The organism is Vibrio sp. FE10 (assembly GCF_030297155.1).
Taxonomy (GTDB): Bacteria; Pseudomonadota; Gammaproteobacteria; order Enterobacterales; family Vibrionaceae; genus Vibrio; species Vibrio apostichopi.
Window position 1 is genome coordinate 487929 of sequence record NZ_AP028067.1, and the last position, 20559, is coordinate 508487.

Sequence of the window (20559 nt, forward strand, 5' to 3'; positions counted from 1 at the left end):
CTGCTCTTCAGCTGCTTTTGTTCAATTTCCCATCAGTTAACAATCGGTTTGCAGCATATTTGTGATCTCGCTAGACACTGCACATTAATCTCTATACAATCCGCCCTCGGAGTTGAACGGGTAATCGCTGCTTTGCTGATGTCCTTCGGGAGACTGACGTTGAGGTCCTTCGGGAAACTGACGTTGAAGTCCTTCGGGAGACTGGTAGAGGGGAGGAACGTCCGGGCTCCATAGAGCAGGGTGCCAGATAACGTCTGGGGGGCGCGAGCCCACGACAAGTGCAGCAGAGAGAAGACCGCCGATGGCCTCATTTCTTCGGAAGAGGCACAGGTAAGGCTGAAAGGGTGCGGTAAGAGCGCACCGTGCGGCTGGCAACAGTTCGTAGCAAGGTAAACTCCACCCGGAGCAAGATCAAATAGGCCCTCGCATTGCGCTGCTCGCGTATGGGGGCGGGTAGATTGCTTGAGCCTGTGAGCGATTGCAGGCCTAGACGAATGGTTACCGCCGCGCAAGCGGAACAGAACCCGGCGTATGTGTCAACTCCACCTATATAAAGAACCCATCATTACTTAACAGTAGTGATGGGTTTTTTGCTTTATATTGACGTAAATTATTTAGATTTCCTTAGAATCCTTCACCCTGATATAAGCTTGGGTCAAAAATTCCCAAAGCCTATACACAATATGGTGGAGATACGGCGTGAAATCAGTACACTAAAACGTTAATAGAACAAATTATTGCCTAACTAACGGCTCAATCCACTCACTGAGAAGACTATGACAGAAGCATTCAAACATATTTCAGTATTGCTTAACGAATCTATTGACGGACTTGCGATCAAACCTGACGGTACCTACATCGATGGTACTTTTGGCCGTGGTGGTCACAGCCGTACAATCCTGTCTAAACTGGGCGAGAATGGACGACTCTTTAGTATCGACCGCGATCCACAAGCGATTGCTGAAGCTCAGAAGATTGATGATCCCCGTTTTACAATTATCCATGGCCCATTCTCGGGTATGGCTGAATATGCAGAACGTTATGACTTAGTCGGTCAAGTGGATGGTGTTTTACTGGATTTAGGTGTTTCTTCACCACAGTTAGATGATGCTGAACGTGGCTTTAGCTTCATGAAAGATGGCCCGTTGGACATGCGTATGGATCCAACAACGGGTATTCCTGTTTCTCAGTGGTTAGTTGAAGCGGATCTTGATGATATCACTTGGGTTATTCGTGAGTTCGGTGAAGACAAACACGCTCGTCGTATCGCGAAAGGCATCATTGCTTATCAAGAGAACGAAGAGAACGAACCGTTAACGCGTACTGGTCAACTGGCTAAGCTTATTTCAGATGTTGCTCCAAAGAGCTTTAAAGAGAAAAAGCACCCAGCGACACGTGCATTCCAAGCGTTTCGTATCTACATCAACAGTGAACTTGAAGAGATCGATACCGCACTGAAAGGCGCAGCAAGCATTCTTGCTCCTCAAGGTCGTATCTCTGTTATCAGTTTCCACTCTCTTGAAGACCGTATGGTGAAGCGCTTTATTCGTAAAGAGAGCCAAGGGCCACAAGTGCCTCACGGTTTACCGCTAACAGAAGATCAGATTAAAGCTTTAGGCAGTGCCGATCTAAAACCAATTGGTAAAGCGATCAAGCCTTCTAAAGATGAAGTGGATGAGAACACTCGTTCGCGCAGTTCAGTACTACGAATCGCAGAAAAGCTATAATCAATGAAGACCTCCAAACCGAACTTAGCGAAGATAATATTTTTTGATTTGATCTCCGTGGGCAAAGTCCCGTTGGTGCTTCTTATCTGTATCTTCGCGAGTGCGATGGGGGTCGTTCTTACGACACATATGTCACGTCAGGCTATTACGCAAAAAGACACGGCATTAGTGGAGCGAGAACAGCTTGATGATGAGTGGCGAAATTTAATGCTTGAAGAGACGGCTCTGGCTGAACATAGCCGCGTTCAAGCATCGGCAAAACGAGAGCTAGACATGAAACGTCCAGACTCTGACAAAGAAGTAGTGATCACACTGAAATGACCGGTAAAAAGGAAAAAGCACCCGCGAAAACCGTTAATAAATCAACGAAAGAGCGAGTGAAGAGCGAAAAGGATTCGGATCCAGTTCTTATTAAATGGCGTTTCAACGTCGTGATTGCTTTCGTGTTTCTTGCCTTTGCTGCACTCGTAGGACGTGTGGCTTACATCCAAATCATTGAACCAGATAACTTAATTCGTCAGGGCGACCTTCGCTCGGTACGTGTTAAGGCAATTCCTTCCGCCCGCGGCATTATCTCAGACCGCAATGGCGAGCCGCTTGCTGTGAGTGTTCCAGTTGAAGCGGTATGGGCCGACCCGAAAACCATTTTCGATAAAAACGGTATGGCCCAAATTGATCGTTGGTATGCATTAGCCGATGTACTTGGCCTAGAACGACAATCGATGATTGATAAGATCTCTAGCAACAAATCCCGTCGATTTATTTACCTGCAAAGACAAGTTAGCCCTGCAATGGCTAAGTATATCCGCGAGCTTAAGCTCGTAGGTGTTGGCTTGAAAGCGGAATCTCGACGTTACTACCCCGCAGGCGAAGTCAGTGCACACCTTATCGGTGTGACTGGCATTGACGGGCACGGTTTGGAAGGCGTTGAACGCAGCTACGACAAATGGCTCACGGGCGAAGCGGGTAAGCGGACGATTCGTAAAGATCGCTATGGACGTGTTGTTGAAAACATTGCTTTAGAAGAGCGTGAAGAAGGCAAACCACTAGAGCTAACGATCGATCAACGACTTCAGGCGATTGCTTATCGCGCGATCAAGCAGGCTGTGGCGGATCACAAGGCGACTTCAGGCTCAGCTGTATTACTCGATGTAAAAACGGGTGCCGTGTTAGCTATGGTTAATGCCCCTTCTTATAATCCGAATAATCGTGCTGATTTACAAAGTTTTAAGATGCGTAACCGCGTTCTGACCGATGCAATGGAACCGGGTTCTACCGTGAAACCTTTTGTGGTTTTAGCAGCGCTAGAGAACGGCACTGCAGACCCAGATATCGTTATTGATACGGGCAATGGCATTATGCAGATCGGTGGTAGTCGCGTACGAGATTCTTCTAAAGTCGGTAAGGCTGACTTAGCGCTGATCCTCAAGAAGTCGAGTAACATCGGCGTAGCGAAATTGGCACTTAATATGCCACTTGAAGCTTTGCTTGGTATGTACAGTTCAGTTGGTCTAGGCGAGATGTCTGGGCTTAATTTGGTTGGTGAAACGAGCGGTATTTTCCCGAATCGCCGTCGTTGGTCAAAGTTTGAAATTGCGACCTTAGCATTCGGTTATGGCTTGTCGGTTACACCGATGCAGTTGGCACATGCTTATGCAACGCTAGCCAACAAAGGCATGTATGAACCGATTCATATTATTAAAAGTAATGACCAAGATTTTTCTAAGCAAATCATCAAGCGCGAGAACGCTGAACTGGTTCTGAATATGCTAGAAGGGGTTACTCAAAAAGGCGGTACGGCAACCAGAGCCGCAGTGCCTGGTTATCGAGTTGCAGCAAAAACGGGTACCTCTCGTAAGGCTGAAGCGGGCGGCTACAGTGATGAATACATCGCGGTGACCGCAGGCTTTGCTCCAGTCAGTGACCCAAGGGTGGCGCTGGTTGTTGTGGTCAATGAGCCTCAAGGTGACCTTTACTATGGCGGTTCAGTCGCAGCCCCCGTTTTTTCTGAAATCATGAAGGGTGCACTGCAAATACTCAATGTCCCTGCTGATGAAAACAAGTTTCAAGAATAGAGCTAATCAGGATTCAATATGAGTAATAGCCTCACGCTGTCATCTTTACTTTCTCCTTGGGGAGACTTTGGTTCTCCTGAGTTGGAGTCGATTGCTGTTGAGCAGTTGGAGTTGGATAGCCGAGCCATCAAGGAAGGTGATATTTTTGTTGCCGTAATTGGACATGCTGTCGACGGCCGTCGGTTTATCGATAAAGCCGTTTCTCAAGGCGCGAAAGCTGTCATTGCACAAGCTAGCGATGACAAAGCTCATGGCTTGGTTGAGTGGCTAAACTCGGTTCCTGTGGTTTATGTTTCAGACTTAAACTCAACACTCTCTGAATTAGCTGGCCGTGTTTATTCTTCTCAAGCGACCAAATTGATTGGTGTCACGGGCACCAATGGCAAAACCACCATCACCCAATTGATTGCTCAATGGCTTGATCTCGTCGGCCAACGTTCTGCGGTTATGGGTACAACGGGCAATGGCTTCTTAGACAATCTAAAAACCGCGGCTAATACCACTGGCAGTGCCATCGAGATACAGCGCACACTGAGTGAGTTAGCTGCAGAAAAAGCGGTGTATACCGCAATGGAAATCTCTTCTCATGGTTTGGTGCAAGGTCGAGTAAAGGCTTTGGACTTTGAGGTTGGTGTCTTTACTAACTTGAGTCGTGATCATCTTGATTATCATGGCACGATGGAAGAGTACGCATTGGCTAAGAAGAGCCTGTTTACTCAACACAAATGCAAGCATGCAGTGATTAATGTGGATGACGAAGTGGGTAAAGCTTGGATGTCAGATTTATCCAATGCCATTGCAGTTTCACTGTCACCGCTAACGGGCTATCAACAATCGGTATGGGCATCTGATGTCGCTTATGCAGAAACCGGTATTCAGTTGTCTTTCGATGGAAGTTGGGGACAAGGGAAGCTTTCTGTTCCACTGATTGGTCAGTTCAACGCATCAAATGTATTGGTTGCTTTTGCGACCTTGCTTTCGTTGGGTATCGACAAGCAAATCTTGATCGACACTGCGCCTCAGCTTCAACCTGTCATTGGCCGAATGGAGCTTTTCCAAGTTCCGAACAAAGCAAAAGTCGTTGTCGATTACGCTCATACGCCCGATGCGTTAGAGAAAGCATTGGCTGCACTACGCGTGCATTGCTCTGGACAATTGTGGGCAATCTTCGGTTGTGGTGGTGATCGCGATACAGGTAAGCGCCCAATGATGGCAGCGACCGCCGAGCAGTTCGCCGATAAAAGCATTATTTCAGATGACAACCCTCGCAGCGAAGATCCTGCTTTGATTGTTAAAGATATGCTGGCTGGCCTAAGTAAACCTGAATCTGCATTTGTCGAGCACGATCGCTACCAAGCGGTTAAGTTTGCTCTAGAGCAGGCTGGCAGCAATGACATTATTCTTTTGGCAGGTAAAGGCCATGAGGATTATCAAGTATTGAAAGACAAAACGGTACATTATTCAGACCGAGAGTCTGCGCTACAACTTTTAGGTATTTCATAATGATTGATGTATCACTCGAGCAGATTTGTTTTGCTGTTAATGGCGAGCTGATTGAGCATTCAGAAACCAGTAATCACAATACAGTGATCAACGCCGTTTCTACCGACACGCGTACAGTCGAAGATGGTGCGCTGTTTGTTGCTATCGTCGGTGAGCGTTTCGATGCGCATGACTTTTGCCACCAAGCGGTTGCAGCAAACGCGAGCGCGTTGTTAGTCGAACGAAAACTTGACCTAAATATTACTCAAGTTGTTGTTGAAGACACTAAACTTGCTTTAGGTCAGCTAAGTGCTTGGATCCATAAGCAATGTAATGTTCCGACCATGGCGATTACAGGCAGCTGTGGCAAAACGACCGTCAAAGAGATGGTGGCAAGTATTCTACAACAGCGTGGCAAGGTGCTGTTTACGGCTGGTAACTTCAATAATGATATTGGTGTGCCTTTGACTTTGCTGCGCAGTGAACCAAGCGATGACTATGCGGTGATCGAATTAGGCGCCAACCATATTGGTGAAATCGCCTACACCACGCAGCTCGTGAAACCACAGGTTGCCTTGGTGAATAATGTGGCGGTGGCTCACTTAGAAGGCTTTGGTTCTATTGATGGCGTAAAACAAGCGAAAGGTGAAATCTTTCAGGGGCTTGCTGCCGGTGATACTGCTATTGTTAATTTAGAGAGCAACGGTGGTGATTTTTGGAATGAAGTACTCGCGGATAAAACGGTACTGACATTTTCTGAAAGTAACCATGAAGCCGATTATTTTGCTGATAATATCGAAATCAACGACCAAGGCGAAGCTTGCTTTGATATGCAAACACCACTAGGTGCTACAGCTGTTGAACTTGGTATTATTGGTCAGCATAACGTGGCGAACGCGTTGGCGGCGGCAGCGTTGAGCATTCAATTTGGTGCAACGCTTGATGAAATAAAAAGTGGTTTAGCGAATCTTATCTCGGTCAAAGGGCGAGTTGAGGTTCAACAATTAAGTCAGAATATCAAGCTGATAGATGACAGTTATAACGCTAGTGTGCCTGCAATGAAGGCGGCAGCGAAACTGCTGTCGAGCTTTAAAGGTCAACGTTGGTTGATTTTAGGCAATATGGCTGAATTAGGCGACGAAAGTCTTGCACTTCACCGTCAAGTCGGTGAATATGCTGCCCCATTCGCTTTTGAGCATGTACTCACTTACGGTGATGATACCAAGGTGATTAGTGAGGTCTGTAATGGTACTCACTTCGCAACGCATCAAGCGATGATCGCACACATAGAGCAGCACTTATGCTTGCCGAATAACGTGTCACACACCTTGTTGGTGAAAGGCGCAAACAGTGCAGGAATGAGTAAAATAGCCGCTGCTTTAAAGGAGAACTTTTCATGATAATTTGGCTTGCAGAGCTACTACAGCCATACTTTTCTTTTTTCCGTTTGTTCGAATACCTATCGTTTCGAGCCATCGCGAGTATTTTGACGGCTTTATGTCTGTCGCTGTGGATGGGACCTCGTTTAATTGAGCGTCTGCAAATGCTACAAATTGGCCAAGTTGTTCGTAATGACGGCCCTGAATCTCACTTCAGCAAACGTGGTACGCCAACCATGGGCGGTGTGATGATCCTTGCTGCTATCATTATTACGGTATTGGTGTGGGCTGATCTTTCCAACCCTTACGTTTGGGCAGTATTGGCCGTGCTTGCTGGCTACGGCGCCGTTGGCTTTGTTGATGACTACCGTAAAGTGGTTCGTAAGAACACTGATGGTCTGATTGCTCGCTGGAAGTACTTCTGGCAATCCGCGATCGCATTGGTTGTGGCGTTTGCTCTATATGCTCACGGACACGATACTGCGGCAACTCAGTTGGTGGTTCCTTTCTTTAAAGATGTGATGCCACAGCTAGGTTTATTGTACATCGTACTGACTTATTTTGTTATTGTGGGTACCAGTAATGCGGTAAACCTAACGGACGGCCTAGACGGCTTGGCCATTATGCCAACGGTTATGGTGGCGGCTGGTTTTGCTGTGATTGCTTGGGCAACAGGTAACGTTAACTTCGCGGCATACCTTCACATTCCATACATTCCATACACCTCTGAGCTGGTTGTGGTTTGTACCGCTATCGTGGGTGCGGGTCTTGGTTTCCTATGGTTTAACACCTACCCAGCACAAGTCTTCATGGGCGATGTTGGCTCACTAGCGCTTGGTGGTGCATTAGGTGTGATTGCTGTTTTGGTTCGCCAAGAATTGGTACTGGTTATCATGGGCGGTGTGTTTGTAATGGAGACCTTGTCAGTTATTCTGCAGGTGGGCTCTTACAAATTGCGTGGTCAGCGTATTTTCCGCATGGCACCGATTCATCACCACTACGAACTGAAAGGTTGGCCAGAGCCGCGTGTAATCGTGCGCTTTTGGATCATCTCAATGGTATTAGTCTTGGTTGGTCTAGCGACACTGAAAGTTCGTTAATCCTGTATGAGCCTCTTGATGAGAGGCTCTTTAAAACTATTAAGAGCATCTTGTTTAAATGGAACGTTGGCAAAATATTCAAAATGTAGTGGTTGTGGGGCTCGGTATTACCGGGCTCTCTGTCGTTAAACATCTCGTAAAATATCAACCTCAGACTCATGTGAAGGTGATTGATACTCGAGAACTACCACCAGGCCGAGAATCTTTGCCTGAATCGGTAGAGCTGCATTCTGGAAGTTGGAATAGCCAATGGTTAGCGAAAGCTGATTTAGTGGTTGCTAACCCGGGTATCGCCTTAGCGACCCCTGAAATACAAGATGTTATTCAAGCGGGAACTCCGGTTGTTGGCGATATTGAACTGTTTGGCTGGGCGGTAGACAAACCCGTCGTGGCAATAACAGGTTCCAATGGTAAAAGTACGGTGACCGATCTAACGGGTGTGCTTGCTAAGGCCGCCGGTCTTAACGTTGGCGTTGGTGGCAACATCGGTATTCCAGCCTTAGACCTTCTTGAGCTTGATGCCGACTTGTATGTTCTTGAGCTTTCAAGCTTTCAGCTAGAGACAACATCCAGTTTAAGTCTTGCAGCTGCGGCCTTTTTGAACCTGTCAGAAGATCATATGGATCGCTATCAAGGCATGGCCGATTACCGTGACGCTAAATTAAGAATTTTTAATAATGCTCAGTACGCGATTGTAAACCGAGAAGACAAAGAGACTTATCCTGACCACACGATGTCATTGGTGACATTTGGACTCGATGACCAAGAGTTTGGTGTATCAATAGTCGATGGTACCGAATGGCTAGTGGATAACGGTAAGCCAGTACTTGCTACTCAAGATTTAACATTGGTTGGACGTCACAATGTGGCGAATGCGTTAGTCTCTTTAGCACTGTTGAAGCAAGTTGGTATTGATTACAGCAAAAGCCTTGAAGCTCTGAAAGCCTACAACGGTTTAACGCATCGTTGCCAAGTAGTGGCTGACAGACGCGAAATCAAATGGGTTAACGACTCGAAAGCGACCAACGTAGCCAGTACATTAGCGGCTCTGTCGGGGTTAGAGTACCAAGGTACTTTGTATCTCTTAGTCGGAGGTGTGGGCAAAGGCGCTGACTTTAGCGAGCTTAAACCCGTGTTGGCGCAACTAGACCGTGTTCAGTTGTGTTGCTTCGGTGAAGATGCTGCGCAATTCATGCCATTACATCCATCGGCGAAGACGTTTGATACCATGCGTGACATCATCGAGAGCATCTCTGCACAACTGGCGTCGGGTGACATGGTGATGCTGTCTCCTGCGTGTGCAAGCTTCGATCAATTTAATAACTTCATGGCGAGAGGTGATGCGTTCACTGAACTTGCCCATGAGTATGCCTAACGTGTTGAAGGACTAACATTCAGTGCAAAGAGTGAAAGAGATTAATCAATCTATTTGGCAATGGCTTAACCGTGCCACACCAGCGGCGCTCTACGATCGTCAGTTGGTATGGATTGCTCTTGGATTGATGCTAACGGGCTTGGTAATGGTAACGTCGGCTTCGTTCCCAATCAGTGCTCGTTTAACCGATCAGCCGTTTCACTTTATGTTCCGTCACGCCATTTTCTTGGTGTTAGCGTTAATCGTATCCAGCGTAATACTTCAAATTCCAATGAAGCGTTGGTTTCAATACAGCATGTACCTACTGGGGTTATCCTTCTTTTTGTTGGTTGTGGTATTAGCTGTCGGTAAATCGGTGAACGGTGCATCGCGCTGGATTCCGCTTGGATTGTTTAACTTACAACCTGCCGAAGTCGCTAAATTATCGCTGTTTATCTTTATGGCAGGCTACTTGGTTCGAAAACAAGACGAAGTGAGGAAAACCTTCTTCGGTGGTTTTGGTAAGCCAATTATGGTGTTTGGTGCCTTTGCAGTATTACTCCTTGGCCAACCCGATTTAGGTACCGTTGTTGTAATGCTGGTTACCTTGTTTGGCATGCTATTTATCGCAGGTGCCAAGCTTTCACAGTTTATTGCCTTAATGGTGGCGGGTATTGCCGCGGTCGTCGGCTTGATTGTTATTGAGCCTTATCGTGTTCGACGTGTGACCTCATTCTGGGAACCATGGAATGACCCGTTTGGCAGTGGCTACCAGTTAACTCAATCACTGATGGCATTTGGCCGTGGTGATTGGATGGGGCAAGGCCTTGGTAACTCGGTTCAGAAGTTAGAATATTTACCAGAAGCACATACCGATTTTGTGTTTGCTGTATTGGCTGAAGAGTTGGGCTTTGTTGGCGTGACCTTAGTGCTGATCCTTATTTTTAGTCTGGTGCTTAAAGCGATTCTAATTGGTAAGAAAGCCTTCGAAAACGACCAGTTATTCAGTGGCTACCTTGCCTTTGGTATTGGTATTTGGTTTGCTTTTCAAACGCTTGTTAACGTGGGTGCGGCTTCAGGTATCGTTCCAACTAAAGGCCTGACATTGCCATTAATCAGTTACGGTGGGTCAAGTTTGATCGTGATGTCGGTGGCGGTTTCGATGCTGCTACGTATCGATCACGAGTGCCGAATACAACAAAAAGAACAAGCCGACAATCAAAACGAATTAGTAGAATAAGAATCTAACGTGATGAAAAAAAACAAAAAACTTTTAGTGATGGCTGGTGGTACTGGCGGTCACGTTTTCCCTGGTTTAGCCGTGGCTAAAAAGCTTCAGCAACAAGGTTGGGAAATTCGCTGGTTAGGAACTGCGGACAGAATGGAAGCGGATCTGGTACCAAAGCATGGTATTGAGATCGACTTCATTAAGGTAAAAGGCCTGCGCGGTCAAGGCATTAGCAAGCTAATTAAAGCGCCATTCCAGATTATTAATGCCATACTTCAAGCAAGGCAGCACATCAAAGCATGGCAACCAGATGTTGTACTTGGAATGGGTGGTTACGTGAGTGGTCCCGGTGGCATCGCGGCATGGTTATCCGGTATTCCTGTGGTTCTACATGAACAAAATGCAGTGGCAGGTTTAACCAACCAATGGCTATCTAAAATTGCTAAAAAAGTGTTCCAAGCTTTCCCTGGTGCGTTTCCTACTGCACAGGTGGTGGGTAACCCTGTTCGTGAAGATGTTGTTGCCTTGGCTGAACCCGAGCAACGCATGGCAGAGCGTGACGGTGATATTCGTATCCTCGTGATGGGTGGCAGTCAGGGCGCTAAGATCCTGAACGATACCTTACCAGTTACCATAGCCCAGCTTGGTGAAGGTTTTACTGTGATGCATCAAGCTGGTAAGAACAATCAACAACAAGTGATTGAACAATACAAATCACATTCTGTAGATAATGTTCAAGTGACTGAATTTATTGATGATGTGGCGCAAGCTTATGAGTGGGCAGATCTATTAGTGTGTCGCTCAGGTGCATTGACCGTATCTGAAGTGTCTGCAGCAGGCGTGGGTTCTGTCTTCGTTCCGTTCATGCACAAAGACAGACAACAAGCGCTGAATGCCGATCACCTCGTTGAATGTGGCGCGGCGCTAATGATTGAACAGCCTCAACTGACGGCTGATAAGCTAGCGAACACTATCGCTCAGCTTGATAGAAATGAATTAAAAATGATGGCAACAAAAGCTCGTCAGGCAGCCAAGCTTGATGCGGATGTGACCGTCGCTGAAGCGATTAAAGCTTTAGCAAAATAATGAGATTGAATTGATGACGATTGAACATACCCAAGACTTAGCGCAAATCCGTGCAATGGTGCCAGAAATGCGCCGTGTTAAATCTATCCACTTCATTGGTATTGGTGGCGCAGGAATGAGCGGGATTGCTGAAGTCTTGCTTAATGAAGGCTATCAGATCACGGGTTCTGACATTGCTCAAAACCCAGTGACCGATCGTTTAGTTAGCAAGGGCGCGACCGTTTATATTGGTCACCAAGCAAGTAACGTTGCCGACGCAAGTGTGGTAGTGGTTTCAACCGCTATCAACGAAGAAAACCCAGAGATTATTGCCGCTCGTGAAGCGCGCACACCTATCGTTCGTCGTGCTGAAATGCTGGCTGAACTGATGCGTTTTCGTCATGGCATTGCTGTGGCAGGTACGCACGGTAAAACAACGACCACTGCGCTAGTGACACAGATTTACTCGGAAGCGGGTCTAGATCCAACCTTTGTAAACGGTGGTTTGGTGAAGAGTGTAGGCACGAATGCTCGTCTAGGCTCGAGTCGCATTCTTATCGCTGAAGCCGATGAAAGCGATGCGTCATTCTTACATCTGCAACCAATGGTGAGTATCGTTACTAACATTGAAGCGGATCATATGGATACTTACGGCGGCGATTTCGAAACGCTAAAGCAGACGTTCATTGATTTCTTACACAATCTGCCATTCTACGGTCAGGCTGTGATGTGTGTTGATGATCCGGTAGTACGTGAGCTTATTCCTCAGGTTAGTCGCCAAGTGATTACCTACGGCTTCTCAGAAGATGCGGATATCCGTATTGAAAACTACGTACAGGAAGGCCAACAAGGCAAGTTCACTGTGGTACGTGAAGGCAAAGCTAACCTAGATATTACGTTGAACATTCCAGGTCGCCATAACGCACTGAACGCATCAGCGGCGATTGCGGTTGCGACGGAAGATGACATCAGCGATGAAGCTATTTTAAAAGCGATGGCGGGAACGGAAGGCACTGGCCGTCGTTTCGATCACCTTGGTGAATACGAAACGGGTAAGGGTATTGCAATGTTGGTTGATGATTACGGTCATCATCCAACCGAAGTTGATGTAACGATTCAAGCTGCCCGTAGTGGCTGGACAGACAAACGTCTTGTGATGATTTTCCAACCACACCGCTACAGCCGAACGCGTGACCTGTATGATGACTTTGCTAACGTTCTTGAACAGGTTGATGTTCTAATATTATTAGATGTGTACTCTGCAGGTGAGAAACCGATTGCAGGGGCAGACGGACGCTCGTTAAGTCGAACTATTCGTGGGCGTGGTAAGATTGATCCGATCTTCGTTGCTGATATCAACACGCTGCCATCGGTTCTAGCCAACGTCATTCAAGGCGGTGACCTTGTTTTAACGCAGGGTGCAGGTGATGTTGGTCGTGTTGCTAAGCAACTCGAATCGCTACAGTTAGACATTAATAATATGCAGAACGCGTAACAGAATACTGTCTACAGACTGTGGTCAATCGCTCACTTCTTGCGATTGACCTAAAATTGACCAAAAATCTTATTATCAACGTTTGATAGTTTGATTTTGCTCAGTATAATTCATAGGTTAAAGTAAGTGCTTTTACCTCTATTACGAAGATAGGGAATAGAATTGCGAACCAACGACAGGGAATGCGGGCTTTGGTAGAAAGTACTTTTAGCGAAAACCGCCACCTATTCAGTTTACCATCGCTCAAGAAACACGCCTTAGGCGGGTCTTTTTTAGTCGTGGTATTGCTATTCATTGGGTTTCTCTTCTATACCACACTAACTTGGATGTGGGACGATCAGCGATTGCCTCTTTCCAAAATAGTACTTCAAGGCGACTTAACTTATGTAACGGCTGGTGATGTTCAGCATGCTTTTGGCGAGTTAGAACATATTGGTACCTTCATGTCGCAAGATATTGGGGTGTTGCAAGACAGCTTAGAGGCGTTACCTTGGGTATCTGTTGTCTCGATTCGTAAACAGTGGCCAGACACAATAAAAGTATTTTTGACTGAATACCAAGCAGCAGCAATCTGGAATGGCAACATGCTGCTCAACGAAAACGGTCAAGTGTTTAATGGCGATATCGGCCTGTTGAAGGGCGATAGAGTTAAGCTTTATGGCCCGGAAGGGACCAGCCAAGAAGTGATAGCAAAATGGCGACAGATAACTCCTTTGATTAACAGTCTAGGGTTAACCGTTACCTCGCTCGTTCTCAATGAGCGCCGTGCTTGGCAAATAATCCTAGATAACGGTATCCGTTTAGAACTAGGTAAAGATTCTTTAGATGAGCGTGTTGAACGCTTTATTTCGCTTTATAACGAATTAGGAAGTAAAGCGAATCAAGTGAGCTACATCGACCTCAGGTATGATACGGGAGCCGCTGTAGGCTGGTTTCCAGAGCAAGAGTTAGAAGAGAGCAGAAATGACTAAGACCGCAGATGACAACATAATCGTTGGTCTTGATATAGGCACTGCGACCATATCAGCTCTAGTTGGTGAAATACTGCCTGATGGTCAAATCAATATCATTGGTTCAGGGCAAAGCCCATCCAGAGGTATGGATAAAGGTGGTGTAAACGACCTAGAGTCGGTAGTGAAGTCGGTTCAGCGAGCAATTGATCAAGCAGAGTTGATGGCTGAATGCCAAATCAGCAATGTATTTATCTCGCTGTCCGGTAAGCATATCGCAAGCCGAATTGAAAAAGGCATGGGCACTATTTCAGATGAAGAAGTGTCTCAAGACGATATGGATCGAGCGATCCATACCGCGAAATCGATTAAAATAGGTGATGAACAGAGAATTCTGCACGTGATTCCACAAGAATTTACCATCGATTACCAAGAAGGCATTAAGAATCCACTTGGTTTATCTGGTGTTCGAATGGAAGTCAGTGTTCACCTAATTTCGTGCCATAGCGACATGGCGAGAAACATTATTAAAGCTGTTGAACGATGTGGTCTCACTGTAGAACAAATCGTGTTTTCAGGACTTGCCTCAAGTAATGCGGTAATTACTGACGACGAGAGAGAGCTTGGAGTATGTGTTGTTGATATTGGTGCCGGTACGATGGATATTTCCATTTGGACTGGCGGCGCACTGCGACACACAGAAGTCTTTTCCTACGCAGGAAATGCAGTAACCAGTGATATTGCCTTCGCTTTCGGCACGCCAGTGAGCGATGCTGAAGAGATAAAAGTAAACCATGGTTGCGCTCTGAGTGAACTCGTAAGCAAGGATGATTCTGTTAACGTCCCAAGTGTAGGTGGCCGTCCATCGAGAAGTTTGCAAAGACAAACTTTGTCGGAAGTGATTGAACCACGTTACACTGAACTTATGGGCCTCGTTAACCAAACTATTGATACGGTTCAATTACAGCTACGAGATGAGGGTATTAAGCACCACCTTGCAGCTGGCGTCGTTCTCACTGGTGGAGCGGCACAAATTGACGGATTGGTAGAGTGTGCGGAACGTGTTTTCCGCAATCAAGTTCGAGTTGGTAAGCCATTAGAAGTTAGTGGCTTAACTGACTATGTTAAAGAGCCGTATCATTCTACGGCGGTTGGTTTACTTCATTACGCAAGAGATTGTCAGATAAGTGATGAAGGTGATTACAGCGAACCTAAGCGTTCAGCACCTTCTATGTCAGGTTTATTTGGTAAATTGCGTAATTGGATACAAAAAGAGTTTTAACCTGAGTTGCAGGAAAAAACGGAGATAACACATGTTTGAACCGATGATGGAAATGTCTGACGATGCAGTAATTAAAGTCGTTGGAGTTGGTGGCGGTGGCGGTAACGCTGTTGAGCACATGGTACGTGAGTCAATTGAAGGCGTAGAATTCATTAGTGTTAACACTGATGCTCAAGCCCTTCGTAAAACAAGCGTGAGCAGCGTGATCCAGATTGGTGGTGATATCACTAAAGGCTTGGGCGCTGGTGCAAACCCACAAGTAGGCCGTGATGCAGCTCTCGAAGATCGAGAAAGAATTAAAGAAGTTCTAACTGGCGCCGATATGGTATTTATCGCAGCTGGTATGGGCGGTGGTACAGGTACAGGTGCTGCTCCAGTTATTGCTGAAGTTGCGAAAGAGTTGGGTGTGCTAACGGTTGCTGTTGTAACTAAGCCATTTAGCTTTGAAGGCAAAAAGCGTTTAGCGTTTGCTGAGCAAGGTATCGAAGAGCTTTCTAAACATGTGGATTCTTTAATTACGATTCCAAATGAAAAGCTACTTAAAGTACTTGGCCGTGGCGTAACACTGCTAGAAGCTTTCGCAAGTGCAAATGATGTACTTAAAAACGCTGTACAAGGTATCGCTGAGCTAATTACTCGCCCTGGTATGATCAACGTCGATTTCGCGGATGTTCGCACTGTGATGTCGGAAATGGGTCATGCAATGATGGGTAGCGGTATCGCAAAAGGTGAAGACCGTGCTGAAGAAGCTGCTGAAACGGCAATTTCTAGCCCATTATTAGAAGACATCGACCTAGCTGGTGCTCGTGGCGTTCTTGTTAACATCACTGCTGGCCTAGATATGCGCTTAGATGAATTCGAAACTGTGGGTAATACAGTTAAGGCATTCGCTTCTGATAACGCAACGGTTGTTATTGGTACTTCTCTAGACCCTGATATGACGGATGAAATCCGCGTAACTGTTGTTGCAACAGGTATCGGCACAGAGAAAAAACCAGACATTACTTTAGTTGCTGGTGGTAAAGCAAAAGTAGCGCCAACGGCTCAACCTCAAGTTGCTGTTCAAACAGCAGCAAAAGTGGAAGAGAAAGTGGCACAACCATTGCAGGAAAAAACTGAGGTAAAACCTCAAGTTAAACCACAGCCAACAACGTCACCTGTTTCTTCAGGTACAGGCGCTAGCCAGAGTGCTGCACCTAAAGCTGAGAAAGAGAGCGGATATTTAGATATCCCAGCATTTTTACGACGTCAGGCTGATTAACAAATACCCAAAATTTGACTATCGTCGAATTAATGGTAAAATTCGCGGTCGGTAAATACTGACCGTGATTTGTAGCACTGATAACGAGGCAAGCAGATGATCAGACAACGTACTCTGAAAGAAATTGTGAAAACAACTGGTGTGGGTCTCCACTCTGGTCGTAAAGTCACACTTACTCTTCGCCCGGCAGCTGCAAATACAGGTATTGTTTATCGTCGTACAGATGTAAATCCACCTGTAGATTTCCCAGCTGATCCAGCATCAGTTCGTGACACTATGCTATGTACCGCTCTTGTTAATGACGAAGGCGTACGTATCTCTACAGTGGAGCACCTTAACGCAGCTCTAGCCGGAATGGGTATCGACAACATTATTGTTGAAGTAGATGCTCCAGAAATTCCAATTATGGATGGTAGCGCAAGCCCATTCGTATACTTGCTACAGCAAGCGGGTGTAGAAACACTGAATGCAGCGAAGCGTTTTATTCGAATCAAAAAGCCTATTCGTTTTGAAGATGGCGATAAATGGGCAGAGTTTGTTCCATTTAACGGCTTCCGTATGGACTTTGAGATCGACTTTAACCACCCTGCAATTGAATCCGATGAGCAACGTTTGTTGTTTGATTTCTCATCACAAGGTTTTGTGAAGCAGATTTCTCGTGCTCGTACTTTCGGTTTTATGCGCGATATTGAGTACCTTCAGTCTCAAAACCTAGTACTTGGCGGTAGCTTTGATAATGCTATCGTACTGGACGAATACCGAATTCTTAATGAAGAAGGCCTTCGTTTCGACAATGAGTTTGTAACTCATAAAGTATTGGATGCGATTGGTGACCTTTACATGTGTGGACACGCTATCATTGGTGAGTTCCGTGCATACAAATCAGGTCACGGCCTAAACAACCAACTTTTACGCGCAGTTCTTGCTGACGCAGAAGCTTGGGAATGGGCAACATTCGAAGAAGAAGCGGGCTCTCCAGTTGCTTTCGCAGAACCGGGTATGGTTCTAGCGTAATTGTTGTTTACAACAATATAAGATTTCAAAAACCAGGTCATCGGCCTGGTTTTTTTGTATCTATTTTCCAGATACAGTGTCGTTAACCTCCGGAAATTGCTGGCCAATGGGCTGCAGTCTGCTTAATCCATCAGCAATTAGAAAGAAAAGTTCCAAGCACATCAAACAAATGGTGTTCTAAATGGTCGTTAGTGTGAAAATTACTTACACTAAAGGGCATTAATTTTAACTCAAGCCTTGAAAACTCTACTCTCAAGTACAATATCAAAGATACTAGATTTATCTCAGTATCCTTGGTTAGTAACTGAAGACTAGTTCATAGCTAGTAGAGACTGACGGCATTTAAAATAGATCGCGGACGATCTGAGAACGAAGAGATTCCAAGCACATGATTACTAAGCTGCTGACAAAGGTAATTGGCAGTCGCAATGACAGAACACTGCGCCGCCTTAGAAAAATTGTAAAAGAAATTAATAACTACGAACCAACGTTTGAAGCACTTTCTGATGAAGAGCTAAAAGCAAAAACGGTTGAGTTTCGTGAGCGCTTAGATAAAGGTGAATCGTTAGATCAACTTCTACCTGAAGCTTTCGCTACGGTACGTGAAGCGTCTAAGCGTGTTTACGGCATGCGTCACTTTGACGTGCAAATGATTGGTGGCATGGTTCTAAATGCTGGCCAAATTGCAGAGATGCGTACTGGTGAAGGTAAGACACTTACCGCAACCCTACCAGCTTATCTAAACGCGCTACCAAGCAAAGGTGTTCACGTAATAACGGTGAACGATTACCTAGCGAAGCGTGATGCGGAAACAAACCGTCCATTATTTGAATTCCTTGGCATGACTGTTGGCGTGAATGTGGCAAACATGGCTCCGCCAGAGAAAAAAGAAGCGTACCAAGCTGACATCCTATACGGAACAAACAACGAGTTTGGTTTTGATTACCTTCGTGACAACATGGCTTTCCGTGCTGAAGACCGAGTTCAACGTGAGCGCTTCTTCGCTGTAGTCGATGAGGTTGACTCAATCTTAATTGATGAAGCTCGTACTCCGTTAATTATCTCTGGCCCAGCTGAAGATAGTTCTGACCTTTATACGCGCATTAACACTCTAATTCCTTCTCTAGAGCGTCAAGATAAAGAAGATTCAGAAGAGTACCGTGGTGAAGGTCACTACACCATGGACGAAAAATCAAAACAGGTTCACCTGACTGAAAACGGTCAAGAATTTGTAGAAGAACTAATGGTCAAAAACGGCTTGATGGAAGAGGGTGACACACTTTACTCTCCAACCAATATCAGCCTATTGCACCATGTGAATGCTGCGCTTCGTGCACACGTATTGTTTGAGAAAAACGTCGACTACATCGTTACTGAAGAAGGCGAAGTGGTTATCGTTGATGAACATACTGGTCGTACTATGCCAGGTCGTCGTTGGTCTGAAGGTTTACACCAAGCTGTTGAAGCTAAAGAAGGTGTGAAGATTCAGAATGAAAACCAAACATTAGCATCGATCACATTCCAGAATTTCTTCCGTCTGTATGAAAAACTGTCAGGTATGACAGGTACTGCTGATACAGAAGCGTTCGAATTCCAGTCTATCTACGGCCTAGAAACGGTGGTTATCCCAACCAACAAGCCTATGGTTCGTAACGATATGCCTGACGTGGTTTATCGTACCGAAGAAGACAAGTTCAATGCGATCATCGAAGACATTAAAGACCGTGTAGCGGCTGGTCAGCCATCACTGGTTGGTACGGTTTCTATCGAGAAATCTGAACTGCTGTCTAACGCACTGAAAAAAGCAAAAATTAAGCACAACGTACTAAATGCTAAGTTCCACGAGATGGAAGCTGAGATCGTTGCGCAAGCTGGTATGCCGGGTGCGGTAACTATCGCAACTAACATGGCCGGTCGTGGTACCGATATCGTGTTAGGTGGTAGCTGGCAGGCACAAATTGAGAAACTAGATAATCCAACCAAAGAGCAGATCGACAAGATCAAAGGCGACTGGAGAGTTATCCACGATACAGTTCTTGAGTCAGGTGGTCTGCACATCATTGGTACTGAGCGTCATGAATCTCGCCGTATCGATAACCAGCTACGTGGTCGTTCTGGTCGTCAAGGTGATGCGGGTTCTTCTCGTTTCTACCTATCAATGGAAGATTCTCTGCTACGTATCTTTACGTCTGATCGTATGGCTGGTCTTATCCAAAGTGGTATGGACGAAGGCGAAGCGATTGAATCTAAGATGCTGTCTCGCTCAATTGAAAAAGCACAACGTAAAGTGGAAGGTCGTAACTTCGACATCCGTAAGCAGCTTCTTGAGTACGATGATGTAGCCAATGACCAACGTAAGGTTGTTTATGAGCTACGTGATGAGCTGATGAGCTCAGATGACATCAGTGAGATGATCGAACACAACCGTGAAGATGTACTGGCGTCAGTCATTGATGAATACATCGCTCCTCAGTCTCTTGAAGACATGTGGGATATCGCAAGTCTGCAAGATCGTCTCAAGAATGATTTCGATCTAGACTTTGATATTCAAGGTTGGTTAGACGAAGACGACAAGCTTTATGAAGAAGCATTGCGTGAGCGCATTCTTGGTATGGCAGTAGATTCGTACAAACAGAAAGAAGAAGTGGTTGGTGCTCAAGTACTGCGTAACTTCGAAAAGTCTGTGATGCTACAAACGCTAGACGGCCTTTGGAAAGAGCACTTGGCTGCGATGGATCACCTTCGTCAAGGTATCCACTTACGTGGTTATGCTCAGAAGAACCCGAAACAAGAGTACAAGCGCGAGTCGTTTGAACTGTTTGAAGGTCTACTAGATGTGCTGAAAACAGACGTTGTGACCATCCTTTCTAAAGTTCGCGTTCAGCAACAAGAAGAAGTGGAAAAGATGGAAGCTCAACGTCAAGCTCAAGCTGAACAAGCGGCGCGTCGTGCACAAGCACAACATGCAACGGCTGAAAACCAGCTAGCTGACGATGAAGCGGATGCGGCATCTCCACAAACGGTAGTACGTGATGAGCGTAAAGTGGGTCGTAACGAACCATGCCCATGTGGAAGTGGTAAGAAGTATAAGCAGTGTCACGGCAAAATTGACTAAGTTTGGTGAAACGTTGCTGTAACGGATGATTG

The 20559-nt window shown here is 45.9% G+C and carries 15 protein-coding genes and 1 other RNA gene; all 16 read left to right on the forward strand.

Features of this window, described 5'->3' with window-relative positions; translation table 11 throughout:
- The first annotated feature begins 108 nt into the window (after nucleotides 1-108).
- Nucleotides 109-548: RNase P RNA component class A (gene rnpB, locus QUF19_RS02255), an RNA gene on the forward strand.
- Between the two features lie 228 nt (nucleotides 549-776).
- Nucleotides 777-1727: a 16S rRNA (cytosine(1402)-N(4))-methyltransferase RsmH gene (rsmH, locus tag QUF19_RS02260; RefSeq protein WP_017084764.1), complete on the forward strand. Its 951-nt coding sequence runs from the start codon at nucleotides 777-779 to the stop codon at nucleotides 1725-1727.
- A 3-nt stretch (nucleotides 1728-1730) separates the two neighbouring features.
- On the forward strand, nucleotides 1731-2048 hold the full coding sequence (gene ftsL / locus QUF19_RS02265) for a cell division protein FtsL (RefSeq protein WP_017056040.1): 318 nt from the start codon (nucleotides 1731-1733) through the stop codon (nucleotides 2046-2048).
- Nucleotides 2045-3802, forward strand: a complete 1758-nt coding sequence (locus QUF19_RS02270) for a penicillin-binding transpeptidase domain-containing protein (protein WP_102434662.1) — start codon at nucleotides 2045-2047, stop codon at nucleotides 3800-3802. Before ftsL ends, QUF19_RS02270 begins: the two co-directional genes overlap by 4 nt.
- Before the next feature lie 18 nt (nucleotides 3803-3820).
- A complete protein-coding gene (gene murE, locus QUF19_RS02275) occupies nucleotides 3821-5305 on the forward strand; it encodes a UDP-N-acetylmuramoyl-L-alanyl-D-glutamate--2,6-diaminopimelate ligase (RefSeq protein ID WP_286295562.1) in 1485 nt (494 codons plus the stop codon).
- A complete protein-coding gene (locus QUF19_RS02280) occupies nucleotides 5305-6684 on the forward strand; it encodes a UDP-N-acetylmuramoyl-tripeptide--D-alanyl-D-alanine ligase (protein WP_286295563.1) in 1380 nt (459 codons plus the stop codon). Before murE ends, QUF19_RS02280 begins: the two co-directional genes overlap by 1 nt.
- Nucleotides 6681-7763, forward strand: coding sequence for a phospho-N-acetylmuramoyl-pentapeptide-transferase (gene mraY, locus QUF19_RS02285; protein ID WP_286295564.1), 1083 nt, complete (start codon nucleotides 6681-6683; stop codon nucleotides 7761-7763). The genes QUF19_RS02280 and mraY overlap by 4 nt, the downstream gene beginning before the upstream one ends.
- Before the next feature lie 58 nt (nucleotides 7764-7821).
- On the forward strand, nucleotides 7822-9138 hold the full coding sequence (murD, locus tag QUF19_RS02290; protein ID WP_286295565.1) for a UDP-N-acetylmuramoyl-L-alanine--D-glutamate ligase: 1317 nt from the start codon (nucleotides 7822-7824) through the stop codon (nucleotides 9136-9138).
- Between the two features lie 22 nt (nucleotides 9139-9160).
- Nucleotides 9161-10357 (forward strand): cell division protein FtsW, encoded by a 1197-nt coding sequence (ftsW, locus tag QUF19_RS02295; RefSeq protein ID WP_286295566.1) that lies wholly within the window; start codon nucleotides 9161-9163, stop codon nucleotides 10355-10357.
- A gap of 12 nt (nucleotides 10358-10369) precedes the next feature.
- The gene (murG, locus tag QUF19_RS02300; protein WP_286295567.1) at nucleotides 10370-11431 is read left to right on the forward strand and encodes an undecaprenyldiphospho-muramoylpentapeptide beta-N-acetylglucosaminyltransferase; all 1062 of its coding nucleotides are present in this window, start codon (nucleotides 10370-10372) and stop codon (nucleotides 11429-11431) included.
- A 13-nt stretch (nucleotides 11432-11444) separates the two neighbouring features.
- The gene (gene murC, locus QUF19_RS02305) at nucleotides 11445-12905 is read left to right on the forward strand and encodes a UDP-N-acetylmuramate--L-alanine ligase (RefSeq protein WP_017109277.1); all 1461 of its coding nucleotides are present in this window, start codon (nucleotides 11445-11447) and stop codon (nucleotides 12903-12905) included.
- 182 nt (nucleotides 12906-13087) lie between these two features.
- Nucleotides 13088-13876 (forward strand): cell division protein FtsQ/DivIB, encoded by a 789-nt coding sequence (locus QUF19_RS02310; RefSeq protein WP_020477273.1) that lies wholly within the window; start codon nucleotides 13088-13090, stop codon nucleotides 13874-13876.
- Nucleotides 13869-15137: a cell division protein FtsA gene (gene ftsA / locus QUF19_RS02315; RefSeq protein WP_004729844.1), complete on the forward strand. Its 1269-nt coding sequence runs from the start codon at nucleotides 13869-13871 to the stop codon at nucleotides 15135-15137. The genes QUF19_RS02310 and ftsA overlap by 8 nt, the downstream gene beginning before the upstream one ends.
- Nucleotides 15138-15168: 31 nt before the next feature.
- On the forward strand, nucleotides 15169-16398 hold the full coding sequence (gene ftsZ / locus QUF19_RS02320) for a cell division protein FtsZ (protein WP_286295568.1): 1230 nt from the start codon (nucleotides 15169-15171) through the stop codon (nucleotides 16396-16398).
- Nucleotides 16399-16494: 96 nt separating this feature from the next.
- A complete protein-coding gene (gene lpxC / locus QUF19_RS02325; RefSeq protein WP_017087510.1) occupies nucleotides 16495-17412 on the forward strand; it encodes a UDP-3-O-acyl-N-acetylglucosamine deacetylase in 918 nt (305 codons plus the stop codon).
- A gap of 388 nt (nucleotides 17413-17800) precedes the next feature.
- Complete coding sequence (gene secA / locus QUF19_RS02330; RefSeq protein ID WP_286295569.1) at nucleotides 17801-20527, forward strand: preprotein translocase subunit SecA; 2727 nt, start codon at nucleotides 17801-17803, stop codon at nucleotides 20525-20527.
- Nucleotides 20528-20559 lie beyond the last annotated feature (32 nt).

Coding starts and splice junctions, on each gene's coding strand:
- QUF19_RS02270 (WP_102434662.1), top strand. CDS start 2,045: ATGACCGGTAAAAAGGAAAAAGCACCCGCGAAAACCGTTAATAAATCA.
- lpxC (WP_017087510.1), top strand. CDS start 16,495: ATGATCAGACAACGTACTCTGAAAGAAATTGTGAAAACAACTGGTGTG.
- ftsA (WP_004729844.1), top strand. CDS start 13,869: ATGACTAAGACCGCAGATGACAACATAATCGTTGGTCTTGATATAGGC.
- QUF19_RS02310 (WP_020477273.1), top strand. CDS start 13,088: ATGCGGGCTTTGGTAGAAAGTACTTTTAGCGAAAACCGCCACCTATTC.
- murC (WP_017109277.1), top strand. CDS start 11,445: ATGACGATTGAACATACCCAAGACTTAGCGCAAATCCGTGCAATGGTG.
- murE (WP_286295562.1), top strand. CDS start 3,821: ATGAGTAATAGCCTCACGCTGTCATCTTTACTTTCTCCTTGGGGAGAC.
- murD (WP_286295565.1), top strand. CDS start 7,822: ATGGAACGTTGGCAAAATATTCAAAATGTAGTGGTTGTGGGGCTCGGT.
- murG (WP_286295567.1), top strand. CDS start 10,370: ATGAAAAAAAACAAAAAACTTTTAGTGATGGCTGGTGGTACTGGCGGT.
- ftsZ (WP_286295568.1), top strand. CDS start 15,169: ATGTTTGAACCGATGATGGAAATGTCTGACGATGCAGTAATTAAAGTC.
- mraY (WP_286295564.1), top strand. CDS start 6,681: ATGATAATTTGGCTTGCAGAGCTACTACAGCCATACTTTTCTTTTTTC.
- rsmH (WP_017084764.1), top strand. CDS start 777: ATGACAGAAGCATTCAAACATATTTCAGTATTGCTTAACGAATCTATT.
- ftsL (WP_017056040.1), top strand. CDS start 1,731: ATGAAGACCTCCAAACCGAACTTAGCGAAGATAATATTTTTTGATTTG.
- QUF19_RS02280 (WP_286295563.1), top strand. CDS start 5,305: ATGATTGATGTATCACTCGAGCAGATTTGTTTTGCTGTTAATGGCGAG.
- secA (WP_286295569.1), top strand. CDS start 17,801: ATGATTACTAAGCTGCTGACAAAGGTAATTGGCAGTCGCAATGACAGA.